The sequence below is a fragment of the Catenuloplanes sp. NPDC051500 genome, from assembly GCF_044454585.1.
In the GTDB taxonomy this organism is placed as follows: Bacteria; Actinomycetota; Actinomycetes; order Mycobacteriales; family Micromonosporaceae; genus Catenuloplanes.
Genome location: NZ_JBITDX010000005.1, coordinates 283,991 through 299,851, shown reverse-complemented (window position 1 = coordinate 299,851; position 15,861 = coordinate 283,991). Strand labels below are relative to the sequence as shown.

At 71.9% G+C, this 15,861-nt stretch carries 15 protein-coding genes and 1 pseudogene; 6 read left to right on the top strand and 10 right to left on the bottom strand.

Annotated elements, in window-relative coordinates; all coding sequences use genetic code 11:
- The first annotated feature begins 351 nt into the window (after nucleotides 1-351).
- Nucleotides 352-1,644, top strand: coding sequence for a sensor histidine kinase (locus tag ACIA8K_RS13275; protein WP_396058293.1), 1,293 nt, complete (start codon nucleotides 352-354; stop codon nucleotides 1,642-1,644).
- Between the two features lie 10 nt (nucleotides 1,645-1,654).
- Nucleotides 1,655-2,299 carry a response regulator gene (locus ACIA8K_RS13270; RefSeq protein ID WP_396058291.1) on the top strand — a complete coding sequence of 215 codons (645 nt, stop codon included), beginning with the start codon at nucleotides 1,655-1,657 and terminating at the stop codon, nucleotides 2,297-2,299.
- Between the two features lie 4 nt (nucleotides 2,300-2,303).
- Here the strand turns inward: ACIA8K_RS13270 and ACIA8K_RS13265 are convergent, their stop codons facing one another.
- Nucleotides 2,304-2,948: an HAD family hydrolase gene (locus ACIA8K_RS13265; RefSeq protein ID WP_396058289.1), complete on the bottom strand. Its 645-nt coding sequence runs from the start codon at nucleotides 2,946-2,948 to the stop codon at nucleotides 2,304-2,306.
- A gap of 16 nt (nucleotides 2,949-2,964) precedes the next feature.
- Nucleotides 2,965-3,222, bottom strand: a complete 258-nt coding sequence (locus ACIA8K_RS13260; protein WP_396058287.1) for a glutaredoxin family protein — start codon at nucleotides 3,220-3,222, stop codon at nucleotides 2,965-2,967.
- Nucleotides 3,223-3,718: 496 nt separating this feature from the next.
- On the opposite strand from ACIA8K_RS13260, the gene ACIA8K_RS13255 reads away from it, so the two are divergent.
- The 4 genes and pseudogenes from ACIA8K_RS13255 to ACIA8K_RS13240 all read left to right on the top strand — a co-directional run bounded on the left by ACIA8K_RS13255 (nucleotide 3,719) and on the right by ACIA8K_RS13240 (nucleotide 7,992).
- A complete protein-coding gene (locus ACIA8K_RS13255) occupies nucleotides 3,719-4,528 on the top strand; it encodes an ECF subfamily RNA polymerase sigma factor, BldN family (protein WP_396058285.1) in 810 nt (269 codons plus the stop codon).
- A 155-nt stretch (nucleotides 4,529-4,683) separates the two neighbouring features.
- Nucleotides 4,684-5,547: pseudogene (locus ACIA8K_RS13250) on the top strand (DUF5667 domain-containing protein); the annotation flags it as partial.
- Nucleotides 5,548-6,019: 472 nt separating this feature from the next.
- Nucleotides 6,020-6,877, top strand: coding sequence for an HAD family hydrolase (locus ACIA8K_RS13245; protein WP_396058283.1), 858 nt, complete (start codon nucleotides 6,020-6,022; stop codon nucleotides 6,875-6,877).
- Nucleotides 6,874-7,992, top strand: coding sequence for a hypothetical protein (locus ACIA8K_RS13240; RefSeq protein WP_396058281.1), 1,119 nt, complete (start codon nucleotides 6,874-6,876; stop codon nucleotides 7,990-7,992). Before ACIA8K_RS13245 ends, ACIA8K_RS13240 begins: the two co-directional genes overlap by 4 nt.
- Here the strand turns inward: ACIA8K_RS13240 and ACIA8K_RS13235 are convergent.
- The 8 genes from ACIA8K_RS13235 to ACIA8K_RS13200 form a co-directional block, all read right to left on the bottom strand.
- On the bottom strand, nucleotides 7,985-8,860 hold the full coding sequence (locus ACIA8K_RS13235; RefSeq protein ID WP_396058279.1) for an LLM class flavin-dependent oxidoreductase: 876 nt from the start codon (nucleotides 8,858-8,860) through the stop codon (nucleotides 7,985-7,987). The two genes, ACIA8K_RS13240 and ACIA8K_RS13235, sit on opposite strands and share 8 nt — an antisense overlap.
- A gap of 605 nt (nucleotides 8,861-9,465) precedes the next feature.
- Nucleotides 9,466-10,323 carry a lysophospholipid acyltransferase family protein gene (locus tag ACIA8K_RS13230; RefSeq protein ID WP_396058525.1) on the bottom strand — a complete coding sequence of 286 codons (858 nt, stop codon included), beginning with the start codon at nucleotides 10,321-10,323 and terminating at the stop codon, nucleotides 9,466-9,468.
- A 437-nt stretch (nucleotides 10,324-10,760) separates the two neighbouring features.
- The gene (locus ACIA8K_RS13225) at nucleotides 10,761-11,861 is read right to left on the bottom strand and encodes an NAD-dependent epimerase/dehydratase family protein (protein ID WP_396058277.1); all 1,101 of its coding nucleotides are present in this window, start codon (nucleotides 11,859-11,861) and stop codon (nucleotides 10,761-10,763) included.
- 65 nt (nucleotides 11,862-11,926) lie between these two features.
- A complete protein-coding gene (locus ACIA8K_RS13220; protein WP_007465623.1) occupies nucleotides 11,927-12,028 on the bottom strand; it encodes a 30S ribosomal protein bS22 in 102 nt (33 codons plus the stop codon).
- A gap of 218 nt (nucleotides 12,029-12,246) precedes the next feature.
- On the bottom strand, nucleotides 12,247-12,459 hold the full coding sequence (locus tag ACIA8K_RS13215) for a helix-turn-helix domain-containing protein (protein WP_310374976.1): 213 nt from the start codon (nucleotides 12,457-12,459) through the stop codon (nucleotides 12,247-12,249).
- A 173-nt stretch (nucleotides 12,460-12,632) separates the two neighbouring features.
- On the bottom strand, nucleotides 12,633-13,817 hold the full coding sequence (locus ACIA8K_RS13210; RefSeq protein ID WP_396058274.1) for an ABC transporter permease: 1,185 nt from the start codon (nucleotides 13,815-13,817) through the stop codon (nucleotides 12,633-12,635).
- Nucleotides 13,814-14,524, bottom strand: a complete 711-nt coding sequence (locus ACIA8K_RS13205) for an ABC transporter ATP-binding protein (RefSeq protein WP_396058272.1) — start codon at nucleotides 14,522-14,524, stop codon at nucleotides 13,814-13,816. Before ACIA8K_RS13205 ends, ACIA8K_RS13210 begins: the two co-directional genes overlap by 4 nt.
- A complete protein-coding gene (locus ACIA8K_RS13200; protein ID WP_396058270.1) occupies nucleotides 14,521-15,858 on the bottom strand; it encodes an efflux RND transporter periplasmic adaptor subunit in 1,338 nt (445 codons plus the stop codon). Before ACIA8K_RS13200 ends, ACIA8K_RS13205 begins: the two co-directional genes overlap by 4 nt.
- Nucleotides 15,859-15,861 lie beyond the last annotated feature (3 nt).

The following is a 15,861-nucleotide window of genomic DNA, read 5'->3' as shown; positions in this document are numbered from 1 at the left end:
GCCCCTCGACACCCGCCGTTACCGGCTGCCCTGACGGGGCGTGTAGAGCTAACAATGTAGGCGCTTGTGAAGGCGTGCACAAATCGCGATCTTGACCCAAGCAGTGGACAACCGGCCGCCGTCCATGCTAACGAATTCATCGGGCTTCGTCGGTTCACCGAAGCCCTCCGTCTCCACCGAGGCGTGCCGTGCGATCGGCCCCTCGCGCTCCCACACATCAGTATGCGCCAAATGGCTTTTATGCTGCAAATAACGCGTAAGCGCACCATGGGACGGTAGGGAGAGCCCTACTACGAAGAGGCTGGCGCACGGGATCGGATACGTTCCCGTGGAGGGCATAGCGTTTTCGTCATGACCACGCTCCCCGCCGAATCGGAGACCGCGTCCCCGACCCCGATGCGGCAATTGCTGATCGATTCCGGATACGTCCTGATCGGTCTCCCCCTCGGGCTGATCGGCTTCATCCTGACTCTCGTCACCGTCACGCTCGGTGTCGGACTGGCGGTCACGGTGATCGGGCTGCCGATCATCGCGGGCGGCCTGCTGATCGCACGCGGACTTGCGGACCTGGAACGGCTGCGGCTGCCGGGCGTGCTTCATTCGTCCTATCTCCGGCCGTCGTACCGGCGGGCCAAGGAGGGCGGCGGGCTGTGGCACAAGGTGTTCGCCCCGATCCTTGACGCCCAGTCCTGGCTCGACTTCGCGCATGCACTGCTGATGCTGCCCATCTCGATCATCTCGTTCGCGTTCACCGTGGTCTGGTGGGCCGGCTCGCTCGCCGGCATGTCGTACTGGATGTGGGACTGGACGCTGCCCTACGAGTCGGACAACACCGACCTGCCCGAACTGCTCGGGCTGCCGGACAGCAGCGGCTCCCGGATCGCGGTCTACACCGCGCTCGGCATCTTCTTCGTGGCCACGCTGCCGCTCGTGGTCCGCGGCGCCGCGCTGCTGCGCGCGAACACCAGCAGGGCACTGCTCAACAGCGTGGCCGAGATCCAGACCCGGATCACCACGCTGGAGGGGCAGCGGCGGGCCGCGGTCTCCGCGGAGGCGCACGCGCTGCGCCGGCTGGAGCGTGACATCCACGACGGCCCGCAGCAGCGCCTGGTCCGGCTCGCCATGGACCTGGGCCGCGCGCAGCAGCAGATGGAGACGGACCCGGCAGCGGCGAAGGCCACGCTCGACGAGGCGCTTACGCACACCGTGGACACGCTCAACGAGTTGCGCGCACTGTCCCGCGGGATCGCGCCGCCGGTGCTCGCGGACCGCGGGCTGCCGAGCGCACTTGCGGCGCTTGCCGGGCGCTCATCCGTACCCGTGGAGCTGGCGGTTGATTCTGAATTGGGTACGCCCGGCGGGCGGCTGGACCCGGCGGTGGAGAACGCGGCCTACTTCGTGACGGCCGAGGCGCTGACAAACGTGAACAAGCACAGCAACGCCACCGAATGCTGGCTTACCGTGGCGCATGCGGCCGGCCGGGTGGGCATCTCGGTGCTCGACAACGGCGCCGGCGGCGCGCATGTGGCAAAGGGGCACGGGCTGGCCGGGCTGGCCGACCGGGTGCAGGCCGCCGGCGGCACGCTTCGCATCGACAGCCCGATGGGCGGCCCGACGGAGCTGCGGGTCGACCTGCCGTGCTAGACACGGATCCATGCGGGTCGTGATCGCCGAAGATGCGGTGCTGTTGCGGGAAGGTCTCATCCGGCTGCTGTCGGAGCACGGGCACGAGGTGGTCGCGGCCGTGGACAACGGCCCGGCGCTTGTCGAGGCGGTCGTCGCGCACCGGCCGGACGTCTCGATCGTCGACGTGCGGATGCCGCCGTCGCACACTGACGAAGGGCTGCGGGCCGCCGTCCAGGCCCGGTCGCTGGTGCCGGGCACGCCGATCCTGGTGCTGTCCCAGTACGTCGAGGTCTCCTACGCGGACGATCTGCTGGCGGACCGGGTCGGCGCGATCGGCTACCTGCTCAAGGACCGGGTGGCAGCGATCGCGGACTTCCTGGACGGGGTCGGCCGGGTCGCGAACGGCGGCACCGTGCTGGACCCGGAGGTGGTCGCCCAGCTGTTCGCGCGCCGCCGCCGGGACGACCCGCTGCGCGGGCTGACGCCGCGGGAGCGGGAGGTGCTCGGGCTGATGGCCGAGGGCCGGTCGAACACCGCGATCGCCCGGAAGCTTGTGGTGAGCGACGGCGCTGTCGAGAAGCACGTGCGCAACATCTTCACCAAGCTGCAGCTGCCGCCGGACGAGGAGCAGCACCGCCGGGTGCTGGCGGTGCTGACGTACCTCGGCGGCTAGACCTCTAGAGCGTTTTGGCGATCCGCACGGCCTCGGAGAGTGTGTCCGCGACCGGGAGGCCTGACGCGCGGAGCCGCTCCGGGTCGGTGAAGCCGCCGGTGTAGAGCACCACGGCGCCGCCGACCGAGTGTGCGGCGTCCGCGTCGTCGAGCGAGTCGCCGATCAGCACCGTGTCCGCACCGTCCACGCCGAGTTCGGCCAGGTGGCGGGCGAGGTAGGTGGCCTTGAGGTCGCCGCCGACAGTGCCGGGCAGGCCGTCGACGCGGCGGAAGTGCGCGGTCAGGCCGTACCGCTCGATGGCCGGGACCAGCTCGCAGTGGAACCACATGGATAGCAGCGACTGGTCAGCGCCCCAGTCGCGCATCGCGTCCGCCGCGTCCTCGGCAAGCGCGACTGAGGTCAGGCCGTCCCGGTACGCGTCGTGGAAGATGCCGTCGAGCACGCCGAACTCGTCGGTGTCGACGGCCCGGCCCAGCACTGTCGCGTAGTACTCAGCGATCGGGCGGCGGAAGGTGCGACGGTGCTCGTCCGGCGTGACCGCGGGGCCGGCGACGCTTGCGAACGCCGCATTGGTCGCCGCGACGACAAGTTGCAGATCGTTGAGGAGCGTGCCGTTCCAGTCCCAGACGAGGTGTGTGCGAGTGCCCATCGAGGCACTGTAACGGTCAGCGGGGCTGTGCCAGATCGGCCAGAAGGCGCTGTTCCTCGACCCGCCAGTAGCCGTGCTCCCGGCCGTCAAGCAGGATGACGGGGACCCGTTCGCCGTACTCCCGCTCCAGCTCAGGGTCGCTCTCGACGTCGATCACCAGGTACCGGTCGCCGGTCGCGGCGACCACCCGGTCGATCGACTCCCGGGCGGTGTCGCACAGGTGGCAACCGGTACGGGTGATGAGCGTCAGTCTGGGTTCCGAGTCGGCCTTCACGACGGAAGAGTAAGCGCCTGGCGTGACCCCCGGTGGACACCGACGACGGCGTGTCGCCGTGCAAGTGCGCTTGGGCGTGTCGGGGAATCGCCCCAGGTAAGCGCCTAGTCACCACACGTATCGTTTCGCATGACGCACACGGTGTGCGACACCAAAGTGCGGTTTCCGCGAAATACTCCAGCTCTATGTAACGGACTCCACACGTGTGGGTGAGGCAGGCCCTATCATCTCAAAGGGTCGACTCACCCCTTTTGTTATGAGTTGACACCCCTCACCCCGAGGAGGCCGTTGTGCCCGATCTTGCACCGCAACTGCACCTCACGGGTGCCTGTCCGCTCCTGGCTCGCCGACCCCCCTTACCCGCCGGATGCGCCGACATGCCCTCAGTAAGAGGCTGCGCGGAGGAGGCCCAGTGACGTACGCGAACGGGTTTGTCTTTTCGGCGCAACACGCGCTCAACGACGGCCTCCACCAGCTCCGTGACTCAGTTAAGGAAATGACCGTCCTGATTCGCGCGGAAAGCAGCGGCAGCGAACGCACCCGTAACCGCCCGCCGAACCAGGCGCCCAACCAGGCCCCGCCCCGCACCGGCGCGCCCACCAACGGCGCCCGGGTCGGTGCGAAGGTCAAGCCGGCCCCGCCGGAGCAGCGCACCACCGACACCGCGCCGCTCCCGGTCACCGGCGGCGCGCCCACCCCGCCGGAGGCCCCGCAGCGCCCGGCCCGGCCGGACCCGTCCGACGCGGCCGCCGAGGTGTGGGGGCTGGTCGAGCGGGCCCAGGCCGGCGAGTCTGCGGCGTTCGGGCTGATCTACGACAGGTATGTGGACACCGTCTTCCGCTTCATCTACTTCCGGGTCGGCAACCGGCAGCTCGCCGAGGACCTGACGTCGGACACGTTCCTGCGCGCGCTCAAGCGGATCGGCAGCTTCACCTGGCAGGGCCGCGACCTCGGCGCCTGGCTCGTCACCATCGCCCGCAACCTGGTCGCCGACCACTTCAAGTCCGGCCGGTACCGGCTTGAGGTGACCACCGGCGACGTGCTCGACGCGGACCGCGAGGACCGCGGGCCGGAGGGCAGCCCGGAAGCGGCTGTCGTCGACCACATCACCAACGTGGCACTGCTCACCGCCGTCAAGCAGCTCAACCCGGAGCAGCAGGAGTGCATCGTGCTCCGCTTCCTCCAGGGGTTCTCGGTGGCGGAGACCGCGCAGGCGATGGGGAAGAACGAGGGTGCGATCAAGGCGCTGCAGTACCGGGCGGTCCGCACCCTGGCCCGGCTCCTGCCGGACGGCTTCCAACCGTGACCCGTTCCCTCGGAGCCGTCCCGTAACCGGGCGTGCCCGTTGCCCGTTTGTACCGATGCGACCCATGGTGGTTCTGGCATTTTCCCGCATCGCGGTCGCCCTGGCCGGCACCTTCGCCGTCCGGGTTCCCGCGACGACTGAAGGGGGGTGCCCCGGTGAGAAACGTCATCTTCGATCGTCGCCGTGCCGAACGCTTCGCCCAGCTCCTGGACGAAGCGAACGGAGGTCCCCGCCACCACGGCCGCTCACGTACGGACGACCAGCTCGCTGAGCTGGTGGCGCTCGGCCACGGGCTCAACGGCGTCACGCCGGGCGCCGAGATCGACGCCGATTTCCGGACCGGGCTCCGGGCCATGCTGGTGGCGACCGCCGAACGCGAGGGCATCGGCCACGAGGCCGAGGCCGCCGACGCGCGTACCCCGGTGGCACGTCTGCTGCAGGCCGGTACCGCGGCGGACGCGGCCGGACGCCGGCTGCGTGCCCGCGGCGCCGTCGTGGTCGGCGTGATCGCCGGCGCGGTCGCGCTGTCCGGCATGTCCGCCGCCAGCTCGGACGCGAATCCGGGCGACGCGCTGTACAGCGTCAAGCGGCAGACCGAGAAGGCCCAGCTGGCGCTCGCCGGGTCGGACGAGGACAAGGGACGGCTCTTCCTCGAGTTCGCGTCCGTCCGGCTGCGCGAGGCGCACGCCGTCACCGGCGACACCGGCGGGTTCGCGGACGTGCTCCGCGACATGGACGCGGACACCCGCGAGGGCATGAAGCTGCTCTCCGGCGCCGCGACCAGGGAACGCAGCGGCGCGCCGCTGGAGCCGGTCGACCCGTTCGTCATCGGCCAGCGGCGCCAGATCGGCGGCTTCCTCGACACGCTCTCCGGTGCGAACCGGGACCGCGCGCTCGACTCACTGATCCTGCTCGACTCCGTTGACAAGCGCTCCCGCGCGGTGGTCAACGGGCTGGCCTGCCCGGCACGCGAGGCGCTGCCGCAGACCGACGCGCTCGGCCCGCTGCCGAACGTGTGCGGTGGCGAGGAGGACGACCCGGTCGGCTCGGCCGTGCGCGGCGGCAACAACGCGCGGGCCCAGGACCAGGTCGCCGACCGGCAGCCGGACGGCGGCGCGCCCGTCACCGGCACCCCGACCGGTCCGGATGCGACAGTTCCGGCGGCCACCGCCACACCGTCCCCGCCGGCCGGCGGCGCCTCCCCGGCCGCCGATGCCGTGCCGTTCACCAATGAAAAGCCGCAGCCGGCACCGCCCGCCACCCCGGCACCGAGCCCCACGCCCGACGGCGGCAGCGTGATCGACAACCTGCTCGGCGGCCTGCTCGGCGGCTGACAGCCAGGTGAGAACGCATGCGGGCCGCCCGACCATCTGGTCGGGCGGCCCGCCGCGTAGTTCACCCCCGGGATCCGCGCACTCCGCTTCGCGCGGCGGCTACGCTCGCGTGAGCTATCGCGTCGATGGTGGAGGGAAGGGAGATCCGGTGCCCCGCATGCGCAAGGTGACCGTGAGCACGGACGCGCAAGGTCACACCGCGGGCTGGGTCTCGACCGACCTGGAGGCGGCGCTCATCGCGCAGCCGGATCCGGGCGCGGCTGCCTTCTTCGATCTGGACAACACGCTGATGCAGGGCGCGTCGCTGTACTGGTTCGCCCGCGGCCTCGCCGCCCGCCGGTACTTCACCGCCCGCGACGTCGCCCGTTTCGCCTGGCAGCAGGCGCGTTTCCGGCTGGTCAGCGAGCACCACGGGCACATCACCGGCGCGCGGGACGTGGCGCTGGCGTTCTTCCGCGGCTGGAAGATCGACGAGGTCGAGCGCCTCGCCGAGGAGATCTTCGACGAGCTGATGGCGGTCCGGATCTGGCCGGGCACGCACGCGCTCGCCCAGACCCACCTGAAGGACGGCCAGCGCGTCTGGCTGGTCACCGCCGCCCCGATCGAGATAGGACGGGTGATCGCGCAACGCCTCGGGCTGACCGGCGCGATCGGCACTGTGGCGGAGGTGTCCGACGGCGCCTACACCGGGCGCCTCGTCGGCGACCTGATGCACGGCGCGGCGAAAGCTGTCGCGGTGCAGCAGCTGGCCGATGTCGAGAGCCTGGACCTGCGGCGGTGCACGGCGTACAGCGACTCGGCCAACGACCTCCCGATGCTGACCTGTGTGGGCAGTGCGGTGGCGATCAACCCGGACGCCGGGTTGCGCCGGGCCGCCCGGGCCAACGGCTGGCAGATCCGCGACTTCCGCACCGCGCGTAAAGCGGCCAGGGTGATGGTGCCGGTCGCGATCGCCACCGGCGTGCTCCTCGGCGCCGCGCTTACCGTGGCCATCCGGCGCCGGGCGGGCCGGTGACGATGGGCGACCTGCTTCGCCGGTGCGGTCTCCGGGAGATCGGCCTGGCGGTCGCGCTGATCTCCAGCCTGGTGCTGATCGTGCTGCCGAACAACGCGGACCGCGCACAGAACCAGGTGCAGACCGGCCCGCTCGGGCCGGCCGAGGCCTGGCCGGACGTGCCGATCGGCGAACTCCCCGGCAACCTGCCGGACGGTCCCGCGTTCGCCCCGGCGTACTTCCTCGACCCGTCCACCGCGATCGGCACCGCGCCCAGCCCGGACGGCACCGCCGTACGACTGGTGCGCCTGGCCGGCGGCGGGGCACCGCGCGAGTTGCGCCGGCTGTCCTACTCCGGCTCACCGCAGTTCGGCGGCTTCACCACGAACGGCGCCGAGCTGGCCTGGGCCGAGTCCGTGTCCGGGGACGACAACGTCACCCGCACCGAGATGTGGGCGATGGCGCTGCCGGACGGCACGCCCCGGCGGATCACCGCCGACACCGGCGACGTGGTCTTCTTCAACTCCGAGTTCGACATGCTGATCGCGGACGGCGCGCTGTACTGGGCCGAGGTCGCGCCCACCACCGAGCCGGCCACGCTGATCCGGTCCGTCCCGCTGGCCGGCGGCGCGGTCACCACCGGCACCGAGGACGGTGCCTGGGCGATGGCCGCGTACCCGTGGCTGGTCAGTGCGGAGAGCGGTCAGGCCGCGCTGCCCCGGCTGCGGGACTGGCGCAACCACCGCGAGCTGACCGTCCCCGCCACCGGCACCGAGCTGCTGACCTGCGGCAGCGCGTGGTGCCGGGTGCTTGTCGTCTCCGCGGGCGGCCCGGCCCGGACCGACCTGATGCGACCCGACGGCTCCGACCGGCGCCGGATGGCCGGCGGCGCCGCGATGGCGGCGGTGACCGACGTGGCGGTGCTCGACCGGTTCGAGGTGCTCACCGAGGCCGGGCCGGACACGACCCCGGCCAGCAGCCAGATCCTCTACGTGTACGACCTCGCGAAGCAGCAGACCATCCGGGTCGCGGACGGCGTCGGCATGATCCAGACCCGCAACGGCGTGCTCTGGTGGTCCACCGGCGCCGACACCGCGCTCGTCTGGCACACGCTGTCGCTGCGCGCGGTCAGCTGACCAGCGGCCGCACCTCCCGCGCGACGAACCTGACGAACTCCTCAGGCGACGGTTCGTCAGTGGTCGGCTGCAGCACGACAGTGTCCGCGCCGGCGTCCACCCAGCGCCGGATCCCCGCCGCCACCGCCGCCGCGTCGCCGCTCACCGAGATGTCCTCGAGCGGCTGCGTCATCCCCCACTCCGCAGCCCACCTGGCCAGCCGTTCCGCGTGACCGTCGCCGCTCGCCGTCGGCAGATACACCGCGAGCTGGTGTGCCGGGTCCCGGCCCGCCGCGGCCCGGCCCTCCTCCACAAGCTCCTTCGCCCGGCGCGTCTCCTCCGGCGTGGTCCCACCGGCCAGGATCGTCACGTCCCCGACCTCGCCGCAGAGTCGCAGCGACCGCGGCCCCGACGCCCCGACCAGCAGCGGAAGCGGGCTCTGCGGCTTCCAGTGCAGCTCGACGCCGTCAAGCTTCACGTACCGCCCGTCGGTTGTCACCTTCTCGCCGTCCAGCAGCGCGCGCATCGCCACCGCGTACTCCCGCATCAACGTGACAGGCGACTCGGCCCGCGCGCCCACCTGCCCCATCCAGTCCTGCACGCCGTGCCCGATGCCGACAAGCGCCCGCCCGGGGAACATCCGCTCCAGGTTCGCCGCCTCCATCGCGGTCAACGCCACGTTCCGCAGCGGCACCGGCAGCAGTCCGACCACCACGCGCAACCGCTCGGTCCAGGCCAGCGCCGCCGCAGCGCTCGCGATCCCGCTCTCGAAGAAGCAGTCCTCCCAGAGCCACAGCTCCTCCAGCCCCGCCTCATCCGCGGCCCGCGCCACCCCACGCAGCCGCTCCGGCTCCCACTGCGGCACGAAGACCGCCCCAAGCGTCGTCATCCCCCCATCCTGCCCAGGACCTATGACGTTCCGTCAATGAAGACCAAGCTTTTCCCACACCCGCCGAGCGCAGGTGCCGCATGCTCCCGCGGGCCAACCTCGCGTCGGGCTCCGCTGGCGCTCCGCACGTCGCTCGGAGCCGGTGCCGCGATCGCAAGACCACACCCCGACCGCCTCATGATCGTCCCCGCAGCCGCCCCACCCCCGTACCGCCGGGCTTTGCTCTGCTTACCTAGCGGCGAATCGCCTGCTAAGCCCCACCACCGAACGCTCGGTGCGAACACCGAAATATCGCGTTAATGCGCCCGCGCACCCCTAGGTAAGCAGAGCAAAGGCCGGCGGGAAGTGTGCCTGGAGAGGCGGAAAGGTGATCTTGCTGGCCGCCCGGGCGAGCGCTGTGGGTTGGAGGCTGTATCGAATGGGGGCGCGCTACCGCGAGGCGCGGACCGGGGATCGCCTGAGTGCGTCGGCCTGCGGGAGTCGGGGCGGCGCGATCGTGCCCGGGCGCTCTCTTACCGGCGTTGTGCGTGGGTGTTCGTGATGGGTGGCCGGCGCCACGGCTGGGGCTCGCTGTGGCGCGGCGCCCGCCTCGATACACGTAACGGCTAGAGGCCGAAGGGGTCGGGGCGGGACTTCAGCAGGGTGTGCAGGGTGTGCTGGATGGTCTCCCGGACCTGGTCTGCGAGGTTGTAGACGACGAGGGGGTCGTCGGCCTGATCCATCAGGTGTGCGGTGGGGATCGGGGGGCAGAACTGGATCAGCCACTTGCTCGGCAGCGGCACCATGCCCAGCGGGCCGAGCAGCGGGAACGTCGGGGTGACCGGGAAGTACGGGAGGCCGAGCAGACGGGCGACCGGCTTCAGGTCGGCCAGCATGGGATAGGACTCCTCGGCGCCGACGATGGCGACCGGAACGATCGGCGCGCCGGTGCGCAGCGCGGCGGCGACGAAACCGCCGCGGCCGAAGCGCTGCAGCTTGTAGCGCTGGGAGTAGTGCTTGCCGATGCCCTTGAAACCCTCAGGAAAGACACCTACCACCTCGCCGGTACGCAGCAGCCGCTCCGCGTCCGGGTTGCAGGCGACGGTGGCGCCGGACTTGCGGGCCAGCTCGGAGACGACCGGCATGCGGAAGATCAGGTCGGCGCCGAGCAGGCGCAGGTGGCGGTCCTGCGGGTGCTGGTCGCGGAGCGCGACGGAGAGCATCAGCGCGTCCAGTGCGATCGTGCCGGAGTGGTTGCCGACCAGCAGCGCTCCGCCCTCGGCGGGGACGTGGTCGACATCAAGCACCTCGGTGCGGAACCACTCGCGGTAGAGCGGCTTGAGCATCGGATGGAAGATCTGGTCGGTCAGCTCGGCGTCGAACCCAAACTCGTCGACGTCGTACTGGCCGGAGAGCCGGCGGCGCAGAAAGGACAGCGCACCGGCCACCCGCTGGTCCCACACGTCTCCGACGATGTCACCCACGCCGTCGTCGCCGGGCGCTTCCGCGGGAGAATCCGCGCCGGAAGTGTGCGTCTCGCGGGCGGCCTCAGCGTCAGCCTGCCCTACGACACGGGCCTCACCTGCAACGGCGATCTCGTCTACGACGGGCGCCTCATCTGCGACGGCGATCCCATCTGCGACGGCGATCTCGTCTACGACGGCTGCCTCGTCTGCGACGGGCGCCTCGTCTGCGACGTGGTCCTCGCCTGCGACGTGGTCCTCGCCTGCGGTAGAGACCGTGGCGTCGGTTCCGCCCATGGAGGAGGCGTCCCGGCCGGCGGCAGGCTCGCCCGTGGTGGCGCCTGCGGGGAACCCGTTCTGCGTGGGTACGGACGGGTGGCGCCCGTTGCTGCGGCGTGGCATCGGGGCCGGGTCGTGCGGACGGAACTCCGTGCCGGGAAGGAAATCTCCGCGGTCGCTCATGACATCGCCTCCCGGCGGGCGGCGCGGACCCGGCGGATCGAGTCCAGGATCGACTGCTCGGCGGTGGCCAGGCGCTCCGGGGCGACCAGCGCGCCGCCGAGGTGGGCCTGGATGAAGTCGTCGAATGCGGCCGCGGTGGACCGGGGCGTGAAGCCGAACTCCTGGATCAGCCGAGTGGTGTCGACGACCCGGCCGTGCACGAACAGGTCGATCTGGTCCAGGCCGCTCTGGCCGATGCCGGCGACCCGAGCGGCCGAGAGCGCGCCGGCCAGGCCCGGCTCGGGGAGCGGCACCGCGATGCGGCCGGCCCGGCGGATCGCCTGGGAGAGGGCGAGCACGCCCTCGCCGGCCACGTTGAACGTGCCGGGATGGTCCTCGACGACGGACCTGTGCAGCACCTCGAGCGCGTCGTCCACGTGCACGAACTGCAGCCGCGCGTCGCGGCCGAGGACGGTCGGGACGAACGGCTGGGAGAAGTAGCGGGTGAGTGACGTGTCCGCGCGGAAGCCGATCAGCGGCGCGAAGCGGAGCACGGTGCCGACCACGTCCGGACGACGGCGGCGGAAGCCCCGCAGGTAGCCCTCGATGTCGAGGATGTCACGGGCGAAACCGCCGCGGGGGACCTCACGCGGCTCGGTGTCCTCGGTGAAGACGGCCGGGTCGCGGAAGGACGCGCCGTAGGCGGCGGTCGACGACCGCATCACCAACTTGCGCAGCCGTGGTGCCTGCTGACAGGCCGCGAGCAGCTGCATGGCGCCGATGACGTTGTGTTCCTTCATCGCACCGCGGCCGCCCTGAATGACGTCCGGCGAGCTGGTGATCGCGAGGTGGACGACGGCCTCGACGCCGAGGTCCGCGAGGACCGACCCGGCGGACCGGAGGTCGACGCGCACCAGTTCCACATCGCGGAGCGTGTCGGCCAGCGCGGCGGGCGGATCAGCCGGGTCGAGCCCGATGACCTGCCCGATGCGCGGGTCGGCGGCGAGGCGCGCGGCCACATGCGCGCCGAGGAACCGGCTGACCCCGGTGACCACGACGGTCCCCGGCGAATCACTCACGAGCGCCTCCGTGGCCGCATGGTAAGACCCTGGCCGCATGGTAAACCCGGGCAGGCAATCCCCTGCGCCGGGCCCTCGGCAGAGGGGCCCGGCGCGACGTGGGATTACTTGCCGAGACGGCGACGCTGGACGCGGGTCTTGCGCAGCAGCTTGCGGTGCTTCTTCTTGGCCATACGCTTGCGGCGCTTCTTGACCACCGAGCCCATACGACAGCCCCTTCAATCGTTGTTGTTGCGATCCTGCGGGCTCGGCAGGTCACGGGGCGTGACGCCGGGCACCGACGAGACAGTGGACCGGAACGCCCGCGGGCGCGTCAAGCACCGGGCTTCAGCGGCCGGGCACCGGCGCGAGCCAGCGAGGAGTGAGTCCGAATCCTTGTCCAGGGTACCCGTGCACGACTGGGCGACAAACGCGACCCTGCCGGTCAGGCCGACTCGGAGAACGCGCCACGCAGATATTCGTGGACCGCGTGCTCCGGAACCCGGAACGAGCGGCCCACCCGGACGGCGGTCAGCTCGTTGCTGTGCACGAGCCGGTAGACCGTCATCTTGGACACCCGCATCAGCGTGGCGACCTCGGCAACGGTGAGGAAACGGACCTCCGGCAGCCGGCCCTCGGCGTTGGATGCTCCGGCCATGCGCTCACAACCCATCGACCCCGAGCGCGCACCCCCACCGGGCAACGCGCGTGTAATTAGTACGGTAACGGGACGGCTGTTAACGGCGCGAGACCTTCTGAAAACTCACGGTGATCACGTCAAGCCGACACGCCGGAGATAACGGACTATATGCGATTATTGTCCGGCTCGGGTTATTCGCTCCGGAGCGCCACTACCGGATCGAGGCGGCCGGCCCGCTGTGCCGGTGCCACGCCGAAGACGATGCCGACCGCGGCGGACACCCCAAACGCCAGCGCCAGCGACCACCAGGTGATCGAGGCCGGCACCGGGGACAGCGCACCGACAAGCAGCGCCGAGCCCACGCCCAGGCCCATGCCGAGCACGCCGCCCACAGTGGTCAGCAGCACCGCCTCAAGCAGGAACTGCAACCCGATGTCGCGCGGCCGGGCGCCCACCGCCTTGCGCAGGCCGATCTCCCGGGTCCGCTCCCGGACCGAGACCAGCATGATGTTGGAGACTCCGACGCCGCCGACAAGCAGCGAGATCCCGGCGATCGCGGCAAGCACGCCGGTCAGCACGCCCAGGATGTCGCCGAGCACGCCCAGGATCTGCTCCTGGGTGACCGCGCTGAACTCGGTGTCGGGATGCCGCCGCTCCAACTCCGCGACCACCCGGGTACGCAGGTCGTCGATCCGCTCCCGGTCCGGCGCCTTGATCGCCAGGCCGTCGATCCGGTCCACGCCGAGCAGCCGCTGCGCCGCGCTCAGTGGGATGTGGATCTCGTCGTCCCGGTCCACGCCCAGGCTCTGCCCCAGCGGCGCGAACAGGCCGGAGACCCGGAACCGGACGCCCGCGATCGTCACCTGCTGCCCTATCGGGTCCCGGTCCGGGAACAGCGCCTGCGCCACGGTGGCGCCGAGCACCGCCACCCGGCGGCCGGTCCGCACGTCCGACTCGGTGAAGTAGCGGCCGCGGCCCACCGGGCGGTCGAACACCTCCGGCGTGCTGGCCAGCACGCCCTGCACAGTGGTGAACCGCTCGCGCGCGCCGGCCCGGACCGTCTCACCGGACGCGATCGTGGCGGTCACCCGCCGCGGGTCGCCGACCACCTCCGCCACCGCCTCCGCGTCCCGCAGCGACAGGCGGGAGGCCGAGGGTGCGGAGCCGAACTCGAGCCGGCCCGGGACCACGAGCATCAGGTTCGAGCCGAGGCCCTCGACCTGCGCCTCGACCTCGTTCTTCGCCCCGGTGCCGATCGCCACCAGGACCACCACCGCGCCGACCCCGATGATCACGCCGAGCATGGTGAGCGCGCTGCGCAGCCGGTTCGCCCGGAGCGCGTCCAGGGCCACCCGCCAGGCTTCGGCTAGCCTCACGCCGTACCCCCGGAAGGGTCTGATCGTGAACTGTCCGAGGCGACCAGGCCGTCGCGCATCGCGATCTGGCGGTGGGCGCGGGCGGCCACCTCACGGTCGTGGGTGACAAGCACGACCGCCACGCCGGACTCCGCGTTCAGCTCCTCAAGCAGGCGGAGCACCGACTCGCCGGTGACGCTGTCCAGGTTGCCGGTCGGCTCGTCCGCGAGCAGCACGGACGGGTTGGTGACAAGCGCGCGGGCGATCGCGACGCGCTGCTGCTCGCCGCCGGACATCTGGTTCGGCCGGTGGGTCAGGCGGTGGCCGAGGCCGACGCGCTCGAGCATCTCCGCCGCGGCCGCGCGCCGTTTCCGGGCGCCGAGTCCGCGGTAGACGAGCGGCAGCGCGACGTTCTCCACCGCGGAGGTACGCGGCAGCAGGTGGAACGCCTGGAACACGAAGCCGATCACCTCGTTGCGCAGCCGGGCCAGTTCGGCCGGGGAGAGGCCCGCGACGTCCCGCCCGTCCAGGCGCAGCCGCCCGCTCGTCGGCCGGTCCAGGCCGCCGAGCAGGTGCATCAGCGTGCTCTTGCCGGAGCCGGACGGCCCGACGATCGCCAGGTAGTCGCCGCGCTGCACGGTCAGGCTCACCTCGCGCAGCGCCTGCACCGAGAAACCCTCCAGCCGGTACGTCCGGGCCACCCGCTCGGCCTCGACCGCCGGGGTCACGGGACCCGCTGGCCGTCGGTCACCCGGTCAGTGCCGCGGACCACGATTGTCTGACCCGCGCGGAGGCCGGTCACGATCTGCACCGCGTCCTGCCCCTGCACGCCGACTGACACGTCCACCCGCTCGGCGCGACCGCCGTCGACCACCCAGACCGCCTCGCCGCCCGACTCGGTGGAGAAGACCGCGGCGGCCGGCACTGTCACCGTCTCCGCGGCCTCGCGCACCCGCAGGTGGGCGACAGCGCTCATGCCCGGCCTCGGTGCCGGGGCGGCGCCTCCGCCGGGCAGTGTGCCGCCGCCGAGCGTGATCCGCACCCGGTACGACACGCCGCCCCGCGCGGACTCGGTGGGCAGCAGGTCGACCGAGGCCACCGTGCCGGGGTAGCGCGCGCCGGTCGCGGCGTCCAACTCCACGTCCGCGACCGCGCCCTCCGCCACCAGCAGCACGTCCGTCTCGTCGACCTCCGCGGTCACGCCCAGCTCGGACACGTCCACGACGGTGAGCACCACGGTCCCGGCCCCGACGTAGCCGCCGACCGGAACGGCCGGGTCCACGCCCGCGGGCGGTCCGGTGCCGCCGGGCAGCGACACGCCGGGTGCGCCCTGAAGCAGGTCGGTGAGGTCGGCCGGGGCCTGCGCGCTCGCGCCGCCGAACTGGACCACGCCGGCGATCGGCGTGCGCAGCGTGAGCGCCTCGACGGTGCCCTCGGCCAGCGCATACGCCTGCTCGGCCTGGAGCCGTTGCGCGGTGGAGAGCGCGCCGAGCGCGGACCCGAGGCCTGCGACGCCGTCCTGCACGGCCCGGGTCGCGTCCGCCACCGCGGCGGAGGCGGCGTCGTACCTGTGCTTCGCTGCCTCCACCTCGTGCAGCAGCGTGGTGCGGACCGCCTGGTCGGCGACCTGTGCCGCGGCCGTGCGGGCGGCCCGGAACGATTCCGCCGCGGCCGCGTCCGTCTCCCGCTGTGCCTGCCCGAGGCCGCTTCCGGACGCACCGCCGGAGTAGCCGGTCCGCGCGGCCGCGTCGAGGGTGCGCGCGGCGGAGTCCAGCCGGGCGGCCGCCTCCGGGGAGTCGATCACGGCGAGGATCTGGCCGGGCCGGACCTGGTCGCCGGGGCGGACAAGCAGCTCCTTCAGCGTGCCTGCGGATGCGGCGGTGAGCGTCGCCGCGGACCGGGCGGTCACCGTGGCCGGCGCGTCGACGATCTCGGCGACCGCGCCCAGCCGCACCTCGCCGACGTCCACGCCGGACGGCTCGTCCTCGCAGGACGCCGCCGTCAACCCGGCCGTCATCAGGACGGCGGCCAGGAGGGCGACGGGGCGGCGGCGCGCGGTCATCGT